The 15,680-nt window shown below is 61.3% G+C and carries 16 protein-coding genes and 1 pseudogene; 12 read left to right on the plus strand and 5 right to left on the minus strand.

Going from position 1 to position 15,680, the window contains the following annotated elements; genetic code table 11:
- Nucleotides 1-275: 275 nt before the first annotated feature.
- Nucleotides 276-671, plus strand: a pseudogene (locus tag P3T24_RS14875) (transposase); the annotation flags it as partial.
- Between the two features lie 325 nt (nucleotides 672-996).
- Complete coding sequence (locus P3T24_RS14880) at nucleotides 997-1,248, plus strand: hypothetical protein (protein ID WP_429435619.1); 252 nt, start codon at nucleotides 997-999, stop codon at nucleotides 1,246-1,248.
- 288 nt (nucleotides 1,249-1,536) lie between these two features.
- Here P3T24_RS14880 and P3T24_RS14885 read toward each other — a convergent pair whose 3' ends face one another.
- Nucleotides 1,537-1,851, minus strand: coding sequence for a hypothetical protein (locus P3T24_RS14885; RefSeq protein WP_074264994.1), 315 nt, complete (start codon nucleotides 1,849-1,851; stop codon nucleotides 1,537-1,539).
- Nucleotides 1,852-2,123: 272 nt separating this feature from the next.
- Between P3T24_RS14885 and P3T24_RS14890 the strand changes: the two genes are divergently transcribed.
- The 4 genes from P3T24_RS14890 (at nucleotide 2,124) to P3T24_RS14905 (ending at nucleotide 5,672) form a co-directional block, all read left to right on the plus strand.
- Entirely contained in the window at nucleotides 2,124-2,843 is a 720-nt protein-coding gene (locus P3T24_RS14890) for a YdcF family protein (protein WP_429287537.1), read from the plus strand.
- Between the two features lie 355 nt (nucleotides 2,844-3,198).
- Complete coding sequence (locus P3T24_RS14895; protein ID WP_429287536.1) at nucleotides 3,199-3,459, plus strand: hypothetical protein; 261 nt, start codon at nucleotides 3,199-3,201, stop codon at nucleotides 3,457-3,459.
- A 181-nt stretch (nucleotides 3,460-3,640) separates the two neighbouring features.
- The gene (locus tag P3T24_RS14900) at nucleotides 3,641-3,898 is read left to right on the plus strand and encodes a DNA-binding protein (RefSeq protein ID WP_074264996.1); all 258 of its coding nucleotides are present in this window, start codon (nucleotides 3,641-3,643) and stop codon (nucleotides 3,896-3,898) included.
- Between the two features lie 490 nt (nucleotides 3,899-4,388).
- The gene (locus P3T24_RS14905) at nucleotides 4,389-5,672 is read left to right on the plus strand and encodes a sensor domain-containing phosphodiesterase (RefSeq protein ID WP_074264997.1); all 1,284 of its coding nucleotides are present in this window, start codon (nucleotides 4,389-4,391) and stop codon (nucleotides 5,670-5,672) included.
- Between the two features lie 13 nt (nucleotides 5,673-5,685).
- Here P3T24_RS14905 and arfB read toward each other — a convergent pair whose 3' ends face one another.
- The gene (arfB, locus tag P3T24_RS14910) at nucleotides 5,686-6,093 is read right to left on the minus strand and encodes an alternative ribosome rescue aminoacyl-tRNA hydrolase ArfB (RefSeq protein WP_074264998.1); all 408 of its coding nucleotides are present in this window, start codon (nucleotides 6,091-6,093) and stop codon (nucleotides 5,686-5,688) included.
- A gap of 219 nt (nucleotides 6,094-6,312) precedes the next feature.
- Between arfB and P3T24_RS14915 the strand changes: the two genes are divergently transcribed.
- Together P3T24_RS14915 and P3T24_RS14920 are read left to right on the plus strand one after the other, a co-directional pair.
- On the plus strand, nucleotides 6,313-6,954 hold the full coding sequence (locus P3T24_RS14915; RefSeq protein WP_429435621.1) for a VC0807 family protein: 642 nt from the start codon (nucleotides 6,313-6,315) through the stop codon (nucleotides 6,952-6,954).
- A gap of 178 nt (nucleotides 6,955-7,132) precedes the next feature.
- The gene (locus P3T24_RS14920; protein ID WP_074265000.1) at nucleotides 7,133-9,586 is read left to right on the plus strand and encodes an FUSC family protein; all 2,454 of its coding nucleotides are present in this window, start codon (nucleotides 7,133-7,135) and stop codon (nucleotides 9,584-9,586) included.
- Between the two features lie 109 nt (nucleotides 9,587-9,695).
- On the opposite strand, the gene P3T24_RS14925 is transcribed toward P3T24_RS14920, so the two are convergent.
- A complete protein-coding gene (locus tag P3T24_RS14925) occupies nucleotides 9,696-9,890 on the minus strand; it encodes a hypothetical protein (protein WP_074265001.1) in 195 nt (64 codons plus the stop codon).
- A gap of 145 nt (nucleotides 9,891-10,035) precedes the next feature.
- Nucleotides 10,036-11,175 (minus strand): saccharopine dehydrogenase family protein, encoded by a 1,140-nt coding sequence (locus tag P3T24_RS14930; RefSeq protein WP_429435624.1) that lies wholly within the window; start codon nucleotides 11,173-11,175, stop codon nucleotides 10,036-10,038.
- Nucleotides 11,176-11,257: 82 nt separating this feature from the next.
- On the opposite strand from P3T24_RS14930, the gene P3T24_RS14935 reads away from it, so the two are divergent.
- From P3T24_RS14935 to P3T24_RS14945, 3 genes are all read left to right on the plus strand, one after another.
- On the plus strand, nucleotides 11,258-11,851 hold the full coding sequence (locus P3T24_RS14935) for a TetR/AcrR family transcriptional regulator (protein WP_429287532.1): 594 nt from the start codon (nucleotides 11,258-11,260) through the stop codon (nucleotides 11,849-11,851).
- A gap of 648 nt (nucleotides 11,852-12,499) precedes the next feature.
- Nucleotides 12,500-12,766 (plus strand): hypothetical protein, encoded by a 267-nt coding sequence (locus P3T24_RS14940; protein WP_074265004.1) that lies wholly within the window; start codon nucleotides 12,500-12,502, stop codon nucleotides 12,764-12,766.
- Nucleotides 12,767-13,675: 909 nt separating this feature from the next.
- Complete coding sequence (locus tag P3T24_RS14945; protein ID WP_429435627.1) at nucleotides 13,676-14,416, plus strand: transporter substrate-binding domain-containing protein; 741 nt, start codon at nucleotides 13,676-13,678, stop codon at nucleotides 14,414-14,416.
- 56 nt (nucleotides 14,417-14,472) lie between these two features.
- Here the strand turns inward: P3T24_RS14945 and P3T24_RS14950 are convergent, their stop codons facing one another.
- Nucleotides 14,473-14,940, minus strand: coding sequence for an Lrp/AsnC family transcriptional regulator (locus tag P3T24_RS14950; RefSeq protein ID WP_074265007.1), 468 nt, complete (start codon nucleotides 14,938-14,940; stop codon nucleotides 14,473-14,475).
- Nucleotides 14,941-15,071: 131 nt separating this feature from the next.
- Between P3T24_RS14950 and P3T24_RS14955 the strand changes: the two genes are divergently transcribed.
- Nucleotides 15,072-15,677 carry a cysteine dioxygenase gene (locus P3T24_RS14955; protein WP_429435630.1) on the plus strand — a complete coding sequence of 202 codons (606 nt, stop codon included), beginning with the start codon at nucleotides 15,072-15,074 and terminating at the stop codon, nucleotides 15,675-15,677.
- Nucleotides 15,678-15,680: the final 3 nt, after the last annotated feature.

Raw genomic sequence — 15,680 nt, forward strand, 5'->3', positions numbered from 1 at the left:
TTGGTGATTGTCCCGATTTGCGGGACGGCTTTTTTGGATTCTTATACGCCCCTGACTAACGCCCGCGCTGGCCCGATGTTACGGGGCTTCGAGGTAGTTTTTAACAAGATGGCACGCTTCGTGCATTTGGATGCGCACTGGGTCGGCGCCATGGACCTGGTTGCATAACCAGAACCGTGGCTAGCCCGACCCCGCCTGGCACTCGCGATTGAGTGCATGGAGAGTGCGCGGCGCGGGGCAGCGCACCGGAGTTAGCTTCGCTGAGGTGAGACATGATGCTGTTCGACGATTTGAGAGACAACGAGTGGGCGCTGGTCGAGGCGTTGTTCTGTGCGGAGCCAGCACGGAGCGAACGACGCGGTCGGCCACGTGTGGAAGCGCGCGCGGTTGTCAATGCGGTTCTGTGGGTACTCTCGACGGGAGAAGGCTGGTCCAAGCTTCCCGGCCGTTACCCCTCGCCGCCGACCTGCCGCCGCCGTTTCGACGAGTGGCAAGCTGATGGTACGCTCGCCGAAATAGTCAAGCGACTCGGCACGAGCGGCCGGGAAATCTCGCTGCGTGGCCGGATTGGCGCGACGGCTGCCAAGCCGCCCGCACCGCCGAGCCGCGATCGCCTGCGCGGCGCCTTCTGGACCAATCCGGAATCGTGGCGCGCGCCGGTCAAGATGGCCTGAGACACCGTTGTTATGCCGCCGGGCGCCCTTGGGCGCCCGGCGCGTATCTGCCAGACTGAATCCAGCCTGGGCTGTGTCGGCGACGGCGCAGCCGCGAGAGTCGGCGACGGCGCAGCCGCGAGAGTCGCCGACGGCGCAGCCGCGAGAGTCGCCGACGTGCGCGGTACGCTGTTCATCAGCGCCGTGCCGCAATCCCGACTGCCGTGCTACAGACACGCAGTGAAACATCCATTTACGATTACTTACAGCGTGCTTTCGCTCCTGAGCATACCGTATGAGTATGCACAAAAACCCAAGCCAACGGGTTTGAATGGAGCCCAGCATGAAACCAATGTCACTGCTTCTGTGCGGCATTGTCGTTTCATTCATTGCCGCACCTACCTTCGCGCAGCAAAGGTCCCAGGGTTGGAACTGGCGGCCTGACCGTACTGCCTCGCTCGAGACGTGGCAACAGGGCGAGCGCCCTCGGGAATTCACTCCGCCCGCACCGCGCGGCGATTTGCGCGGCGACATCGCAAGTAACGTACGCACGCGGCCGGAGCCGCCGCGCGAGAGCGAGCAGCGCCGTCATTAAAACGACGCGTCAGCGGGCTCAGGACGAGCCCTGAATTCGATTGCGAAACAGACTGCCCTGACGCGGGTAAACCTTGCGGAGAATCGCAGGAATTCGCGAGCATTCGTGGGAACCAGCGGGACTCGAGCCAGTCTCATCTATGCCATCAGCACAGCGTGGCAGTAGTAATTCCGGTACGCCCGTATCCTTGCGATACGGGCTTTTTTTGTAGATTTGCGAAAGTGCGCAGCAATGCCAAAGCACCGGCGGCGACGCGCCGGCGCCTGTCCTCGAACAGCGCAGTTTGACCTACGGGCGAACTTCCAGATCCGCCGTACGTCTCTCCGCGGCAACGTAATCGTTCATCCTGCGCGCGGTCCAGTTCAGCGAACGCTCATCGCGCTCGAGGCGGGCAAATTCGGCCCGGCCCCGGTCGGTCAGCACAGCGATGTCGACCGGCGCATGAAAACCCGGAGCAGGTGCAACCGTGCGTTGCCGAACCGTCTCCATCAAGCCGAGCGCGCGAAGATATTCGAATACACCCGGGCGCCGGGCCCACGGGACCTGGCGATATTGCGCCCGCCGCAGCGCTTCAAGAACTGCTTCGTTGGAATACGTGGTCATCTCACTTCTTTCTTAAAGTGCAGCCCATGACACATCTTTGCGCAGCACATCACCGCGCCACCAGTGACGCGCGTAGCACCCACCCATGGCAGGGAGCGCATCGCAAGGGCGATGCCACCGTCTCCCGCCAGGCGCCACCTGTTATTCCATGTTTTGGGGTCCCCGATCGAACCTCGTGCTAGCGTCCTTTTCACGTGCCTATGATGCGACCGAGGTGGCGCGATAGCGGCAGGCGTGAATGTCCCCAAAAACCATACGTTACCCCATTTAAATTGATTCTATTCACTTTATTGGCGCTTTTTTTTGCAGCAATTCTGCTAACGAGGCGAGCGCGCGTCCCGCTCGCACTGGCCGTTATGGCCCTCTTCTGGCTGTTTGCGGCGGGCTGGCTAGCAGCGCCGCTGCTCGACTGGGCCCAACGCAATCCGCAACCCCTGACGCCCCCAAAGTACGGCGCACACACGGTGATTGTGATGCTAGGCAGCGGCACCTACTATGACGACGATCATAAACTGGTCCCGAAGCGTGACGCATTGGCGCGGATCGCGACGAGCGCCGAAATCTATTCGGCATGCAAACGAACCGGCGCACTCTGCGAAGTCATCATCAGCGGCGGCAACCCGCAGAGGCACGAAGCGTCGGAAGCCGATACCTACCTGCCCTACCTGCTGCAGAGGCAGGTACCGCGTGCAGACGTCACCCTCGAAAACCGCAGTCTCACGACCTACGAGAATGCTCGTGACGTGGCCGCGCTCCTGCAGGCGCAGCACTACGATTCGTTGATCCTGGTCACGTCCGCGTTTCAGATGCCGCGCGCGCTGCTCGATTTCCATCGCTTCGGACTCGCGCCTGAACCCGTCATCTCCAATACGCGCCATGTACGCGTCGGGCTGCTGCCGCGTTACGAGAATTTCGTCAACGCGGAGATTGCGTTGCATGAACTGGTCGGTATTGCGCAGTTTCATGTGTACCGGTGGCTCGGGTGGTTCTAAGTGCGACGGTCGTGCGCGTGGCGGCCGCCGCGCATCGGCGCTTCACGCTTTTAGTTAGTTATCCGTACTTATTTGTGAGCCGCCCGCCGCATACCCCCGAAAGCGGCGGCAAGCCGGCGGCGTCGAGACCGCGCAGCTTCTTCCGACACTGCCCAGGGGCGGGCTCGCCACGCGGCAATAACGCCCGTTGCATATCGCCTGTCATCCCGGAAATAGGCCGCAAACGTAAGCAAATGTAACTATCCGTCAAAACTGTTACAAAGCTTCTGTTGGAGCGGATATTGCTCGCTAGAATGCACTGTCCTTCCTGATCGGACAGGCAGTACCTAGCCACAACCACTCTACGGAGGTAACGATGAAGAAAGTGTCCCTGGCGATCCTGGTTTCCCTCTCGGCCCTGACGGGCGCAGCGTATGCACAGACCGACAACGGCGTCATGATGAGTACCGATCCGGCCAAGGCCGCCGACGTCGAACAACGTGCCCAAGATTTGCAAGCCCAGCAACAAGCTGCGGAAAGCCAGCATTCTTCCATGCCGGCCATGCATCACAAGATGGAACACAAGAAGGCGCCGCATCATATGAAAGCGGCAAAGCCTGACGCGGCCAGCCAATAATTGCACGTGGCCCGCACCTGACCGTTGGCTGCCCTGCGCAGCCGCTCCGCGAAGGTCGAAAAGCCGAAGCCGGTCATGCCAGCTTCGGCTTTTTGTTGTCTGACGCGCACAGGCGGTATGCTAAAGTCGCGCACCGAAGAACCACCCCCCAACCCGTGCGCACCCTGGTGCGGAGGACAGAATGAGCAACATCCAGCTTGACATCGAATGGACCGAAGCGGCATCCCGCAAGATCGAAAAACTGATGCCGCGCGGCGGTCAGGAAGCGTACCTTGCGCTGCCACCGGTTGAATGTTTGCCGATGGAGGGCGACGTGCTGTTCCTCGGCCCCGATGGCAAACAACAACCGTTTATTGTCGCGGAACGCCAGTATCACCACGATGGCGACGCGGACTGGACCATCATCCTGATTCTCGACGTACCCCAGTCGACGCACTAAGCATTGCAGACAGACGGCGGGCGAAACGGGCGAAACGTTTTTTGCCGCCCGGTTTCCCCGACTGAATTGCCATCTCCGCGCCTTCCGCCGTGCTGAGTTCCGTTTAGCAAAAGAGCAGGACATCTGCCGCCTCGTGAACGGCATGCGGGCATGCTTGCGTGCATCGCGTTGCCGCCGCAAACATCTGCACAAAGGCCCAAAAATCCGGCGTCGGAGAGAGACCCGACCTCGACTTTGGCGGGCAGCCTCCACACCCCCGTGCTACCGTTATTCCCATACGCAGACGGCTTTGCGCGTGTGTGATAACCCGTACATTCACGCGAAGTTCGAACTGCTAGACTGTTTTTCGACCTATTAGTCGGAGGCCAGCGTGGCTGGAATCGAGCTCCGTCTCTTCGGGCAGCGTCTTCGCCCTGCCAACGCCACGGCCCAGTTCCGGTGCGGCGCAGGACTTCGTTGTGCCGCATCGCACGCCTGAGACCACGCCACCATGCCCACCGTCGAAGAACTGACGCTGACCGGACTTCTGCCCCATCTGGTGCGCGACGAGAGCGGCTGGACCGCCACATGGCGGGCACTGACGCTGCATAGCGTGTTTCAGCCCGTACTCTCGATCACCCATCAACGCATCGTCGGTTATGAAGCGCTGTTGCGGGCCTTCGATCCCGTCGGGCTGCCCGTCACGCCCGATGTGCTGTTTTCGGGCACACGCTCGGCGAGCGAAGCACGCGAGCTTGACCGTATCTGCCGTTGCCTGCATGTGGCCAACTTCATGGAGCAGAACGTCCCGGTGGGCTGGCTGTTCCTCAACACGCGGCCGCAAGTGTTCGAAACCGGCTGGCCGCAACGCGCTTTTATCGACGAACTGTCTGCACACTTCGGACTGCCCCAGGAACGCATCGTCATCGAAGTGCTCGAGCAGCCGGCCGACGATGAATCGGCGGTGGCCAGCATGCTGAGCGCCTCTCAACCACGCGACTTCCTGATCGCCATCGACGACTTCGGCACCGGCTTTTCGAACTTCGACCGGGTGTGGCGCTTCCGCCCCGACATCGTCAAGCTCGACCGTTCGTTGGTGGCCCGCGCAGGCAAACGCCAGGGCGAGGAATCGCTGATCGGCCACCTGATCGCCATGCTGCATCAATCGGGGACGCTGGTGCTGGCCGAAGGCGTCGAGACCGACGATGAGCTGATGATCCTGATGCAGGCCGACGTGGACTTCGTCCAGGGGTTCTGGCTGGGCCAGCCGAAGGGTTCGGTACAGGCTGCCTGCGAGCGCGTACCCGCGCTGATCGACTCGATGTGGCGCAAGTTCGCCGACTACGAACGCAAGTACGCGCGTCACCAGCGACTTGGCTTCGAAGGATTCGCCGAAGCCGTCCTGGCGGCAGCGGGCAGCTTCGCGGCGAACGGCGATCTGGCGCAGGCTGCCCAGTTCGTCTTTTCGATTCCGGAGGCGCGCCGGGTGTTCGTCACGGATGCACAAGGCGAGCAAACCTCTCCGTCGATCTGTGCGCCTTCGGTACCTGCGCCGCCCGAGCGGCTCGCGCCGCTATTGGCGACGACGCGCAGCAACTGGTCGCGCCGGGCCTACTTCAAGCATGCGCTAGCCGCACCTGGCCGGGTTGCCATGATGGGCCCGCACTACTCGCTGATCGACGGCGAAGACTGCTACACCGCAGCCGTCACACTCGAGCGCAACGGCGAGACAACGATCCTGTGCGTCGATTTCATTCCCACGGCCCGCAACGCGCCCGTCACGCGCAAGCGTTGAGGTCCAGTCCGGTTCAATCGTCGATGCGCCCGCCGCGGCCGGACTTGATCTCGCTGCGATGCGCCTTGGTTTCGAGCCGGCGCCGGTTCGACGCCCGCGTGGGCCGCGTTGCGACACGTGGGGTGCGGGTGACGCTGACGCTCTGAATCAGTTCGTCGAGCCGCGCCAGTGCCGACGCACGATTCATCTCCTGGGTGCGATATTCCTGGGCCTTGATGATGACGACACCGTCACGCGTCAGCCGGCGATCCGACAGCGCAAGGAGCCGCATCTTCAGGACGTCGGGCAACGACGACGCGCGCACATCGAAACGCAGATGTATCGCGCTCGACACCTTGTTGACGTTTTGCCCACCGGCCCCTTGCGCGCGCACGGCGGTCAGTTCGATTTCATTGGGCGGGATCGGATAGCGAGATGTCATGGCATGGTATGGAGCAACGAACACGCAAGTGTACACATGCGCCCTGAGGGCGTCTTGCGCATCAAAACACGCACATCAAAACAAACCAAAGAGCTTGCGCATAGGGAGCCGATTCCACCCGGGCTCCGCCATAGGCAAGCCGGCCCAATGCAGAAAAACGGTTGCCGCCTGCCCCTGCCTCGCCGATACTCGCACCCATCGCTTACAACGTAAATCAGAATGAAACTGCGCCCCGCTTTCCTGCTCGAACTGGCGGTCAACCTGCTGCTGCCATGGCTCGCGTACCGGCTCGCGGCGCCCCATTGGGGCGAGACCGCCGGCCTGATCGCTTCGGCCGTGCCGCCGGTGATCTGGAGCCTCGTCGAACTGGCTCGCTTTCGGCGCGTCGACGCCCTCAGCGTGATCGTGCTGCTCGGCATTGTGCTGTCGATCGGCGCGATGGCGCTGGGCGGCAGCCCGCGCATGCTGCTGTTGCGCGAGTCGCTGGTGTCCGGCGCAGTCGGCGTGGCTTTCCTGCTCTCGCTGCCGATGCCCCGGCCGCTGATCTTCTACCTCGCACGTGCCACTGTGGCGCGCGAAGTGGCTGGCGGCGGCGCACGCATCGACGCGCTGTGGAACGAGCGCCCCGCTTTCGCCTCCTCCATGCGCATGATGACCGCCGTATGGGGCGTGGGCCTCACCGGCGAAACGGCAATACGTTCGTGGATGGCCTGGACCTGGCCGATCGAACGCTTCCTGGTAGTCTCTCCGTTCATCGGCTACGGCATCTACGGCGGCCTGCTGGCCTGGACGCTGTGGTATCGCAAGAAATTGCGCGACCGCGCCGGCAGCGACGTGCAGGCGAACAGCATGCCCGGCTAAGCAGCATGGGGCGGGCTAGCCCCGAACCTTGAGAGACAGCATAACAAACGCATCCACGCGACGAAACCTGGCCGAACGGACGAGGTCAGTTGGGCCCTAAAATCAGTTAGACTCATCATCGGTTTAGGGCTTCCCTGCAGCCTCATTTTTGTCGTGGTACGCAAACTCCAGGCAGTCGATGCGCTATTCGGTCGAGATCAAAAAATTCCTATATAGCCAGTACTTTTATGGCGGCCTGCGGATCGCGGTCGGCGTGTCGTTACCGGCCATCGTGTGCCTGCTTCTGTTTCATAACCAGGAGCTAGGCTTCACGATCGCGACCGGCGCGCTCGGCGCGTGCGTGGTCGACATGCCGGGCCCGCTCAAGTACAAGCACAACGAAATGCTGGCGTGCAGCGTGATCGGCTTTCTGTCCGCGCTCGCTACCGGCATCGCCACCGTCAACCCGGTGGCGCTGTGGTGCACCGTGGTGCCGCTGACCTTCGTGCTGTCGCTGATAGTCGTGTACGGCAACCGCTGGCCGCAGATCAGCTTCGCTACGCTCTTCATGATGATCATGACGCTTGAAGAGCACTTCACGCCGCTACAGGCGCTCGTCAATGCGGCGTGGATTCTGGCGGGCGGCCTCTGGTACACCTACTGGTCCACGTTCGTCAGCCGCTGGCAACTGCATCGTATCGAACAGCAGGCGCTCGCCGAAAGCGTGTTCGCCTGCGCGGACTACCTGCTCGCGCGCTCCGACTTCTACGACCTCGAGAACGACCTCGACGACTGCTACCGCAATCTGGTCGCCCGGCAAATCGCCGCGGTCGAACGTCAGGACGCGGCCCGCGATATCGTGTTGCGCAACCTGCCCAAGCTCAAGAGCGGCAAGCTCGAACCGCGCCGCGCCATGCTCTTCAACCTGTTCATCAATACGGTGGATCTCCACGAGCTATTCGTGGGCGCGCATACCGATTACCCCATGGTGCGCAACACGTTCGGCGGCTCGGACATGCTCACCTTCTATCGCGACCTGATCCGCAAGGCCGCCTCCGACCTGGAAGAAATCGGCCTTGCCGTCCTGCAGAATCACCCGCCGCGTAGCCGCATCAACGTGAAGGCCGAATTGCGCGCCATCGAGTTCGAGATCGAACTGATGCGCAAGCACGATATGCCGGCGAAAAATCCCGAGGCCTATTCGGCGGTCTCGGCTACGTTCAGGCGTCTGTGGAGCGCGACACGGCTGATCGACAAGATGCGCCAGAGCCTCTCCAGCGAGGCGCGCACCACGGAAACCGAACTTCGTCTGGACCAGGCGCTGTCGCGCTTCGTATCGAGCCGGCGCGTGCCATTCGGGCAGATCTTCTCGAACCTGACCATGGCTTCGCCGAGCTTTCGTCACGCGCTGCGCGTGACGATTGCGGTGGCTATCGGTTTCTGGCTCGGGCGGCTGTTGCCGCTCACCAATGCGTACTGGATCGTGATGACCACCGTCATCATCCTGAAGCCAGGCTATTCGCTGACCAAGCAGCGCAACGGACAGCGGATTATTGGCACGCTGATCGGCTGTGCGGCGAGTATCGCGCTGATGGTGTTCGTCAAGAGTCCGCACATTCTGCTCGTCGTGATGTTCGCCTCGATGGTGATGAGCTACAGCCTCCTGCTGTTCAACTACGCCGCGAGCGTCGTGTTCACCTCGGCGTATGTGCTGCTGATGTTCCACCTGCTCGCGCCGGGCAGCATGCGGATCATCGGCGAACGAGCTATCGATACCGTGATCGGCTGTGCCATCGCGATTGCCGCCAGTCATCTGTTCCCTTACTGGGAATACCGGCTGATGGGCAAGCTCGTCAACAGCATGATTGCCGCCACCCGGCAATATCTCGAAGCGAGCTGGTGGTGGAGCGGCAAGCCCACGACCGTCGCCACCGAGGTGGTGACGGAAGCCGGTGCGCGGGCGCCCGCTGCGGCGATGGCCGATCCGTCGGCGAGTCCCGTGGCTGCCAGCTTTGGTACAGCGGGATTCGGCGGCGCCAACTTTGGCACAGCGCAGCTTGCTGCGGTTGGGGCGAACGGCAACGGCGCAACCAGCACTGCGGCTGCGGCGGCTGCCGCGGCTCCAGCCGCCACGTCCGCCGCTTCAGCCGCAGCCGTCGCGCTCGAACGCGACTACCGCTACCGTCTCGCCCGCAAGAACGTGCACGTCGCGTTCGCCAATCTGGGACAGGCGTTCCAGCGCATGATGCTCGAGCCCAAGACAGCGCAAAAGTTCGTCCCTGAACTGAATGACCTGCTAGTGCGCAGTCACGTGCTGGCCTCGCAGATCACAGCAGCGGCGCCGTTGTTGCGCACCTCGGCGCAGCAGCCGGAAAGCGTCTCCCTGCAGCCGCTACAACGCGTACTGAGTGTCGTCCGGGACAATCTTACGGAAGCCGAGGCAGGCACCGCACCGCCCGCGAATCAGGCCGACTTGACCAAACAGCTTGCGCGCGATCTCGATGAGATGGTGATCGAGGCTGAGAAATCGGCAGACTATCCGGCGGAGGCCGTGCATGAGCTGAAACTGCTGTCGCATCAATGCAAGCAGATGCTCACGGCCGCGAATCTGATCCGTAGGGATGCCAGCGTGATTCGTCTGCCGGACGCATAGGTCGATAGGCCGCATCCGCCAGCGACCAAGGTGACACGCCGGTCGTGCTCTCACACAGCGAAACCGAAACGCAGGCGCCAACGAAAGCGCGATGGTGCCGCGCAGCGCTTCACTGCGATGCGCCGCTCGCACCGGCAGCCGCCGCCGCGGCCGAGGCGACGCTGGGCGCCACGGCGTTTTCCCGGTCGAATTCGCGCTTTCCACTGATCGCGTTGTACAACAGCGTGGCAATCACAACCAGGACTGCGATCACGATAAACACGGCGATGCCAAAGGTCGGGTTCTTCTTGCGCGGTTCGTTCATGAGGCAGCTCGACTCTCGTGTAAATGAATGACCAGGAAGCCTGGCATTCTACGCCCACCCGGCTTGCGCGGGGCTTGCGGAATACGCCCTTCTCTAGATGAGTCGCAGTTTCTGCGCGCCGGCTCGTTAGAGACCGTGGCCCCTATCATTGCCGTTCGCGCACACCAGTTCCCCTCTCGAATATCGGGCTCAGCACCGCTTCATGGGACACCGTCACCGTGTCGAGCGCCGCAAGAAAATCCCTCGCATCGAACAGTTCTCCAAGGCTTGCGACGCCACCCCGCAACACGCCCTTGCCGCTCAGCAAATGCTCAGTCGCCTCGACGACAATCGGTGCGCTCACCGCATAGATGTCACGCCCCGTCGCGGTGACACGGCGCGTCACTCCACCCTGCGCGATCACGATGTCCACAACGAATTGTTGAGCCGACCGCCCCTGCTCATCATGCGCGCGAGGTGCGGGTGTATTCGGATCGCGAATGTCACGCAGGGCCGAAACAGCGAGCCAGGACTCGACGGTGTCAACATCCAGATGACGCGAGACCGTGAGCACCTCCGTAAAGGGAAGCATCATGACCTCCATGTTGCCGAACGGCGATGGAAATGACCACACGCCTTCGGGTACAGGCTGCGGCACAGGCGCCAGTGTTCCCTGCCCCTGGATAAGCCGTGTCGCGCGATTGCGTGCGCCCGTGAGGCGTGTTCCAGGCGTCGGATGCCAACTGTCCAGACCGATGGCGATATCCACCCTGTCGAGCCGCTTGTCTTTGTCTGCGGTTGCCGTAACGAGCAGATCGGCGAGCCCGCCGTAAAACGCCGCTGCAGGGATAAGCGTCACGCCAGCAGCGCGTGCCCGCGTGTCGCGATGCTCGACCAACGCCTGGAGCGCGGCCTGTTCCGCCGTCACGTCGAGATAAGGGATCCCGGCGCGCAACGCAGCATCGACGACCGGCAACGCCGTATCGAGAAAAGGACCCGCGCAGTTGATGACGGCGTCCGTGCCGCGAAGCGCCGAGTCGAGTTGTTCAGGGTCATCGACTGCTGCCACTCGGAATGGAGTCGAGTCCCGCACGCTGCTTTGCGTCAAGCGCGCCGCGTTACGCCCTATCCGCACCACGCCAAAGCCACGCCGCATTAATTCCGCAACAACAAAGCTCCCCGTGTGGCCTGTGGCCCCGTAAACCGCAACAGTCATTCGATTATTCATGATGGACTTCACTCCTCGTCGGATTTGATAACGATACAGACCTGTCTGTTTTATAATACAGGTCGGTAGCGTCGTCAATACAGATCTGTAGCGCCAGCCACTACCGGCTGCTATGATCAAACCATGTTGCAGCAAAGAAACTCTTCGAGGTTGAGCCTGAATGAACAAGCGAGAACAAGCGCGCACGCTCGCACCTGACACGCGCGAGCGCATTCTGCGAACCGCCAGCGAGCTTTTCTATCGCGAGGGGACGCGCGCAGTGGGCGTCGACCTTATCGTGGAGCGTGCCGGCGTCGCCAAGACGAGCCTGTATCGTCACTTCGGAACGAAGGACGACCTGATCGAGGCCTTTCTTCTGCTCGAGGACGAAGACTTCTGGCAGCATTGGGACGCGGTTGCGGCGCAGCACAAAGGGGCGCCGCGCGAGGAACTGGACGCACAGCTCCAATGGATCGGCGAACGCATTGCGCGTCCGGGCTATCGCGGCTGCCCGCAGATCAACATTGCCGCGGAATATGCCGACGAGAACCATCCGGCACGCAAGGTCGCGGTGGCGCACAAGCGAGAATTGCGCCGGCGGCTCGGGGAGCTGGCGCACGCCTTACGCGTCGACGAGCCGGAGACTTTCGCTTTACGGCTGGGCACGATCATTGACGGCGCACTCAGCAGCGGACAGGCGCTGCACGCAGAGGGACCTGTCCGGTTCCTGCAGGAACTGGCACACCTTCTGATTCCGAAAAAAGGCAGGAAGTAACTCACCCGGCGTGTCGTACGAAACTAACGGTTTGCCGGGACGAGCGATGCATCCCTTTTGTTTCCCGGGCTCGATTTCGTATCGTGCGTGGCGGCGGACAACTATAACGATCCAGATCAATGGCGTATCCCATATGTCGTCCTCTTCAACATCTCTTTTTCCAAGGTTAGCTAACTAAAACTTCGCTTCCCGCCGCGCGCAGAATTTCGCGACTTTACTTACGGCGGATTACCAGAACCGCTATCGCTTCTGTCGCTCGGTAGAATGCTATTGCGCTGCTTCACTCCCTCGTAGCGGCGCGGTTTTTCTCAACATATGTGTTAAGGCCCGCTCCCAGCGGGCCTCTTTTTTTGTAACGGCACAAAGCCGCGAAGACTGTAGCACTGGCGTAGTCATTTCCTGACAGATTTATCAGGAACCTCTCGAACGATGTCGTGCTAACTTTGGCAAAAATGGCTGATTAAAAAATTATAAAAAGCACTCCGAATCGTAAATCGCACTTCTATTCGTGTGCAGGCCATTTAAACAGCTTCTTTATTCATACGTAACCGGCTTCATTCGACCCATAGATCGTTTGGACCGCCGGGCCTTAGCAGTTGAGTTAAATCGATTCGCTTGTGCGAGTCGGCTGATCGAAACGGAGGACATGTGGACAGGACCAACTTCTTCTACTCCTATCGTGGATATGTCGTGTGCTGCGCCGCTGTTCGAAAAGACTCAGGCGCCTTTCGCGCGATCACGGAGATCGGTCGCTTTCACTGCGACTCCCCGCTCATTGTCGAGCACTCACCCTACAACGTCCTGTTTCTGGAGAGCCGTCAGGCGATCTACTACATGCTCAGGTGGGCAGAAGACTTGATTGACGACGTGCTCGAGAACCGCCACAGCGCGGAGAGAGTCGCCTTTTCAAGGTGATTGAGAAGAGGTACCCGTTGAAACATTATCTGTCTCCCGGCGCGGCCGCATCTTCGGCCATCCTGCGCCAGCGACCGCGGCGTGCACGCCACCCTGTTCGCCCGCGCTGGCCCGCGCTGATTCATCGCTGGCGGAACGTGCCCGACTCTCAGCCGCTTGCCGTCTTTCGCCTGCTGATCACGCCAGACGGTCGAACCCAGTCGTCCGTTTTCCGCACAGATGATGCGTCCCGAGACGCACGCGCTTTTCCCACTGACTCAGCTCCGGATTTCACCAAACTCGACGTCGGTGTGCTTGTCCAGATATGCGATGCATCGGATGCACCAAACAGTGTTGGCGCGCTTGCAAACGGGAGCCGCGTCGCCGCTGAAAACGATGACGACAACGCGCAGTCCGAGTTGCCTGTTGCGAACGGTGCGGGACTGCCCTGACCAGGCGCCACGGCGTTCTCCGTTCGCGCGTTATTGGCTTGTTGCCGACGTGTAACCTCGGGAAAGTTAGATGATCAAACCGTCAGGTGTGTGAATTCATTCGCTGTGCTACGTTGTCACAGACGACATTCAGAGTCCCTCCATGTACCAGGCCACGACAAAGTGTTACTACCGCGGCTACGTGATTTATTGCGCAATCACTCGAGGAAAGTTCGGCGGTTATCTGGCGGCGGTTTCCATTGATCGGGGAGACGTCAGAAACCCGTCCTCGATCAGTTACGCGCCTCGCCATGTACTGTTTCAGAACGAGAATGAAGCGACCTATTTCGTGCTTCATTGGGCCGAACGTCGAATCGATAACCTGAGCGCAAGCGACCTTTATCAGTTAGGTAACCGAACAAAATCATCTGTTTCGCAAAGGAAGTAGAATTATCGGTCGCCGGACTTCGACCCATCTGCTTCCTTCTGCGAGAACACAATGAACGTCACGATCGCGTACATAGAAGAACCTCCGTTCGGCTGGACCGATTCGGCGCAAGCTGCGAGCGGCGCGGACATTGAACTCGCGGAAGCGGTTCTCACGGCGATCGGTGCCACGCATATCGACTACCACCTCACGACCTTCAACGAACTGCTACCCGGCGTCGAGGCGGGTCGCTGGGATATGAATGTCCCGCTCTTCGTTACACCTGAGCGTGCCGCGCACGTCGCATTCAGCTTGCCGGTCTGGGGCATCGGCGACGGATTTCTGGTCCGGGCGGGCAATCCGAAATCCCTCGATAGCTATGCCTCTGTGGCGGCAATGGATGATGCGCGCCTTGGGATCATCGCCGGACAGGTGCAGCACGAGTCGGCGAGAACGTCCGGCGTGCGAGAAGATCAATTCGTTATCTTCGAGGAGCAGCCTGAGGCGATCGACGCGCTGCGCTCGGGTGCAATCGATGCGTACGCGAGTACCGCGTTAGGGAACCGCATTTTGTCGGCCCGCATTGGCGGCGGGGAATTCGAGGCCGTGGCACACGTCCCCGCTGATGGCGACGGACAACGCTCTCCGGTCGGCGCGTTTTCCTTCAACAAGGGCAATGATCGGCTGCGCGACGCGGTCAACGAACAACTTCGCTCATACTTGGGCTCCGCCGATCATCGGACCCGTATGGCGAAATACGGTCTGACGGACAAGGAGATTGACCCGGCACTTGCCCTCATGCGTATCAACTAAAGAACCGGCTGGACCGGTGCGGCAACGCCGTAGGCAGCGTGACCATAAACCGACCGCTACCCCGTATACCTCACCGGCAGCGCCGTCGAATACTTGATCTGCTCCATCGCAAAGCTCGAGCTCACGTCATACAACGGCACAGCGCCAATCAACAGCTTGTATACCCGGTCGTAATCGTCGATATCCGACACCACTACCCGCAGCAGATAGTCGGTCTCGCCGCTCATCCGGTACACCTCGACCACCTCGGGAATCGCCTGCACGGCGCGCGTAAATGTGGCGGCCCATTCTTCCGTGTGCTGGTTGGTCCGCACCGCGACGAACACCGTCGTGCCCACCCCTAGCTTGCGCGCGTCGCATAGCGCGACCTGGGCACGGATCACACCCGCTTCCTTGAGCCGCTGAAGCCGCTTCCAGCACGGCGTCTGCGACAGGTTCACGCGCTGCGCCAGTTCGGCGATCGGCATGGTCGCGTCGACCTGGAGCAACTCGAGCAGCTTGCGATCGATGATATCCATTCCCATACACACCCCCATCTAGAAAATTATTCTACTTTTTCGATTTCAAGGGGAATTATATGAAAACTCTTTCTCCGCGCAAACCGGTATAAATATCCCGATCCGATAACCGAATTCAAGCGCCTGAACAGCCCTTTATGAGCCACGAGACCTACCTGTCGCCCGCCGACCACTCCCCGCGAACGCTCGAACGCCTGTGCAACGCGCTCGACGCCGCCTTCGCGCAGTCCGCCGATGCTGCCGACCCGTCGCAACGCGCGGCGTTTGCACGTAGCATCCGCACGGCGCTCGCCGAGGCCGCGGCAGATCCGACGCTGCTCGAGCCGGCTCAGCGTGAGGGATCTGCCGAGTCGTACCGGCGTCATCTGCTGGCGGCGGATCCGCACGGCCGTTATGCCATCGCCGCACTGGTCTGGATGCCCGGGCAGGCAAGCCCCGTTCATGCCCATCGGACGTGGTGCGGTTATGCCGTGCTCGACGGCGCCTTGTCGGAGACGGTGTACGAGTGGAACGAGTCACAGCAGCGAGCCAGCGAAACCCGCTCACTTCCGCGCGCGCGCGGTGCCGTGTCGTTTGTGCGGGCCGGATACAGTGGCATCCATCGGCTGGGCAATGCAAGCGACGCCCCGGCCGTCTCGCTGCATATCTACGGGGTCGAAGGATCGCAGATCGGCACCCACGTGAACGATCTGTTCGAGGCCGGCGATCCCGCACTACCCGTGGTGGAACCCGCGGTCGCCTGAGAC

It is taken from the genome of Paraburkholderia sp. GAS33, from assembly GCF_050436645.1.
GTDB classification, from domain to species: domain Bacteria; phylum Pseudomonadota; class Gammaproteobacteria; order Burkholderiales; family Burkholderiaceae; genus Paraburkholderia; species Paraburkholderia phenazinium_B.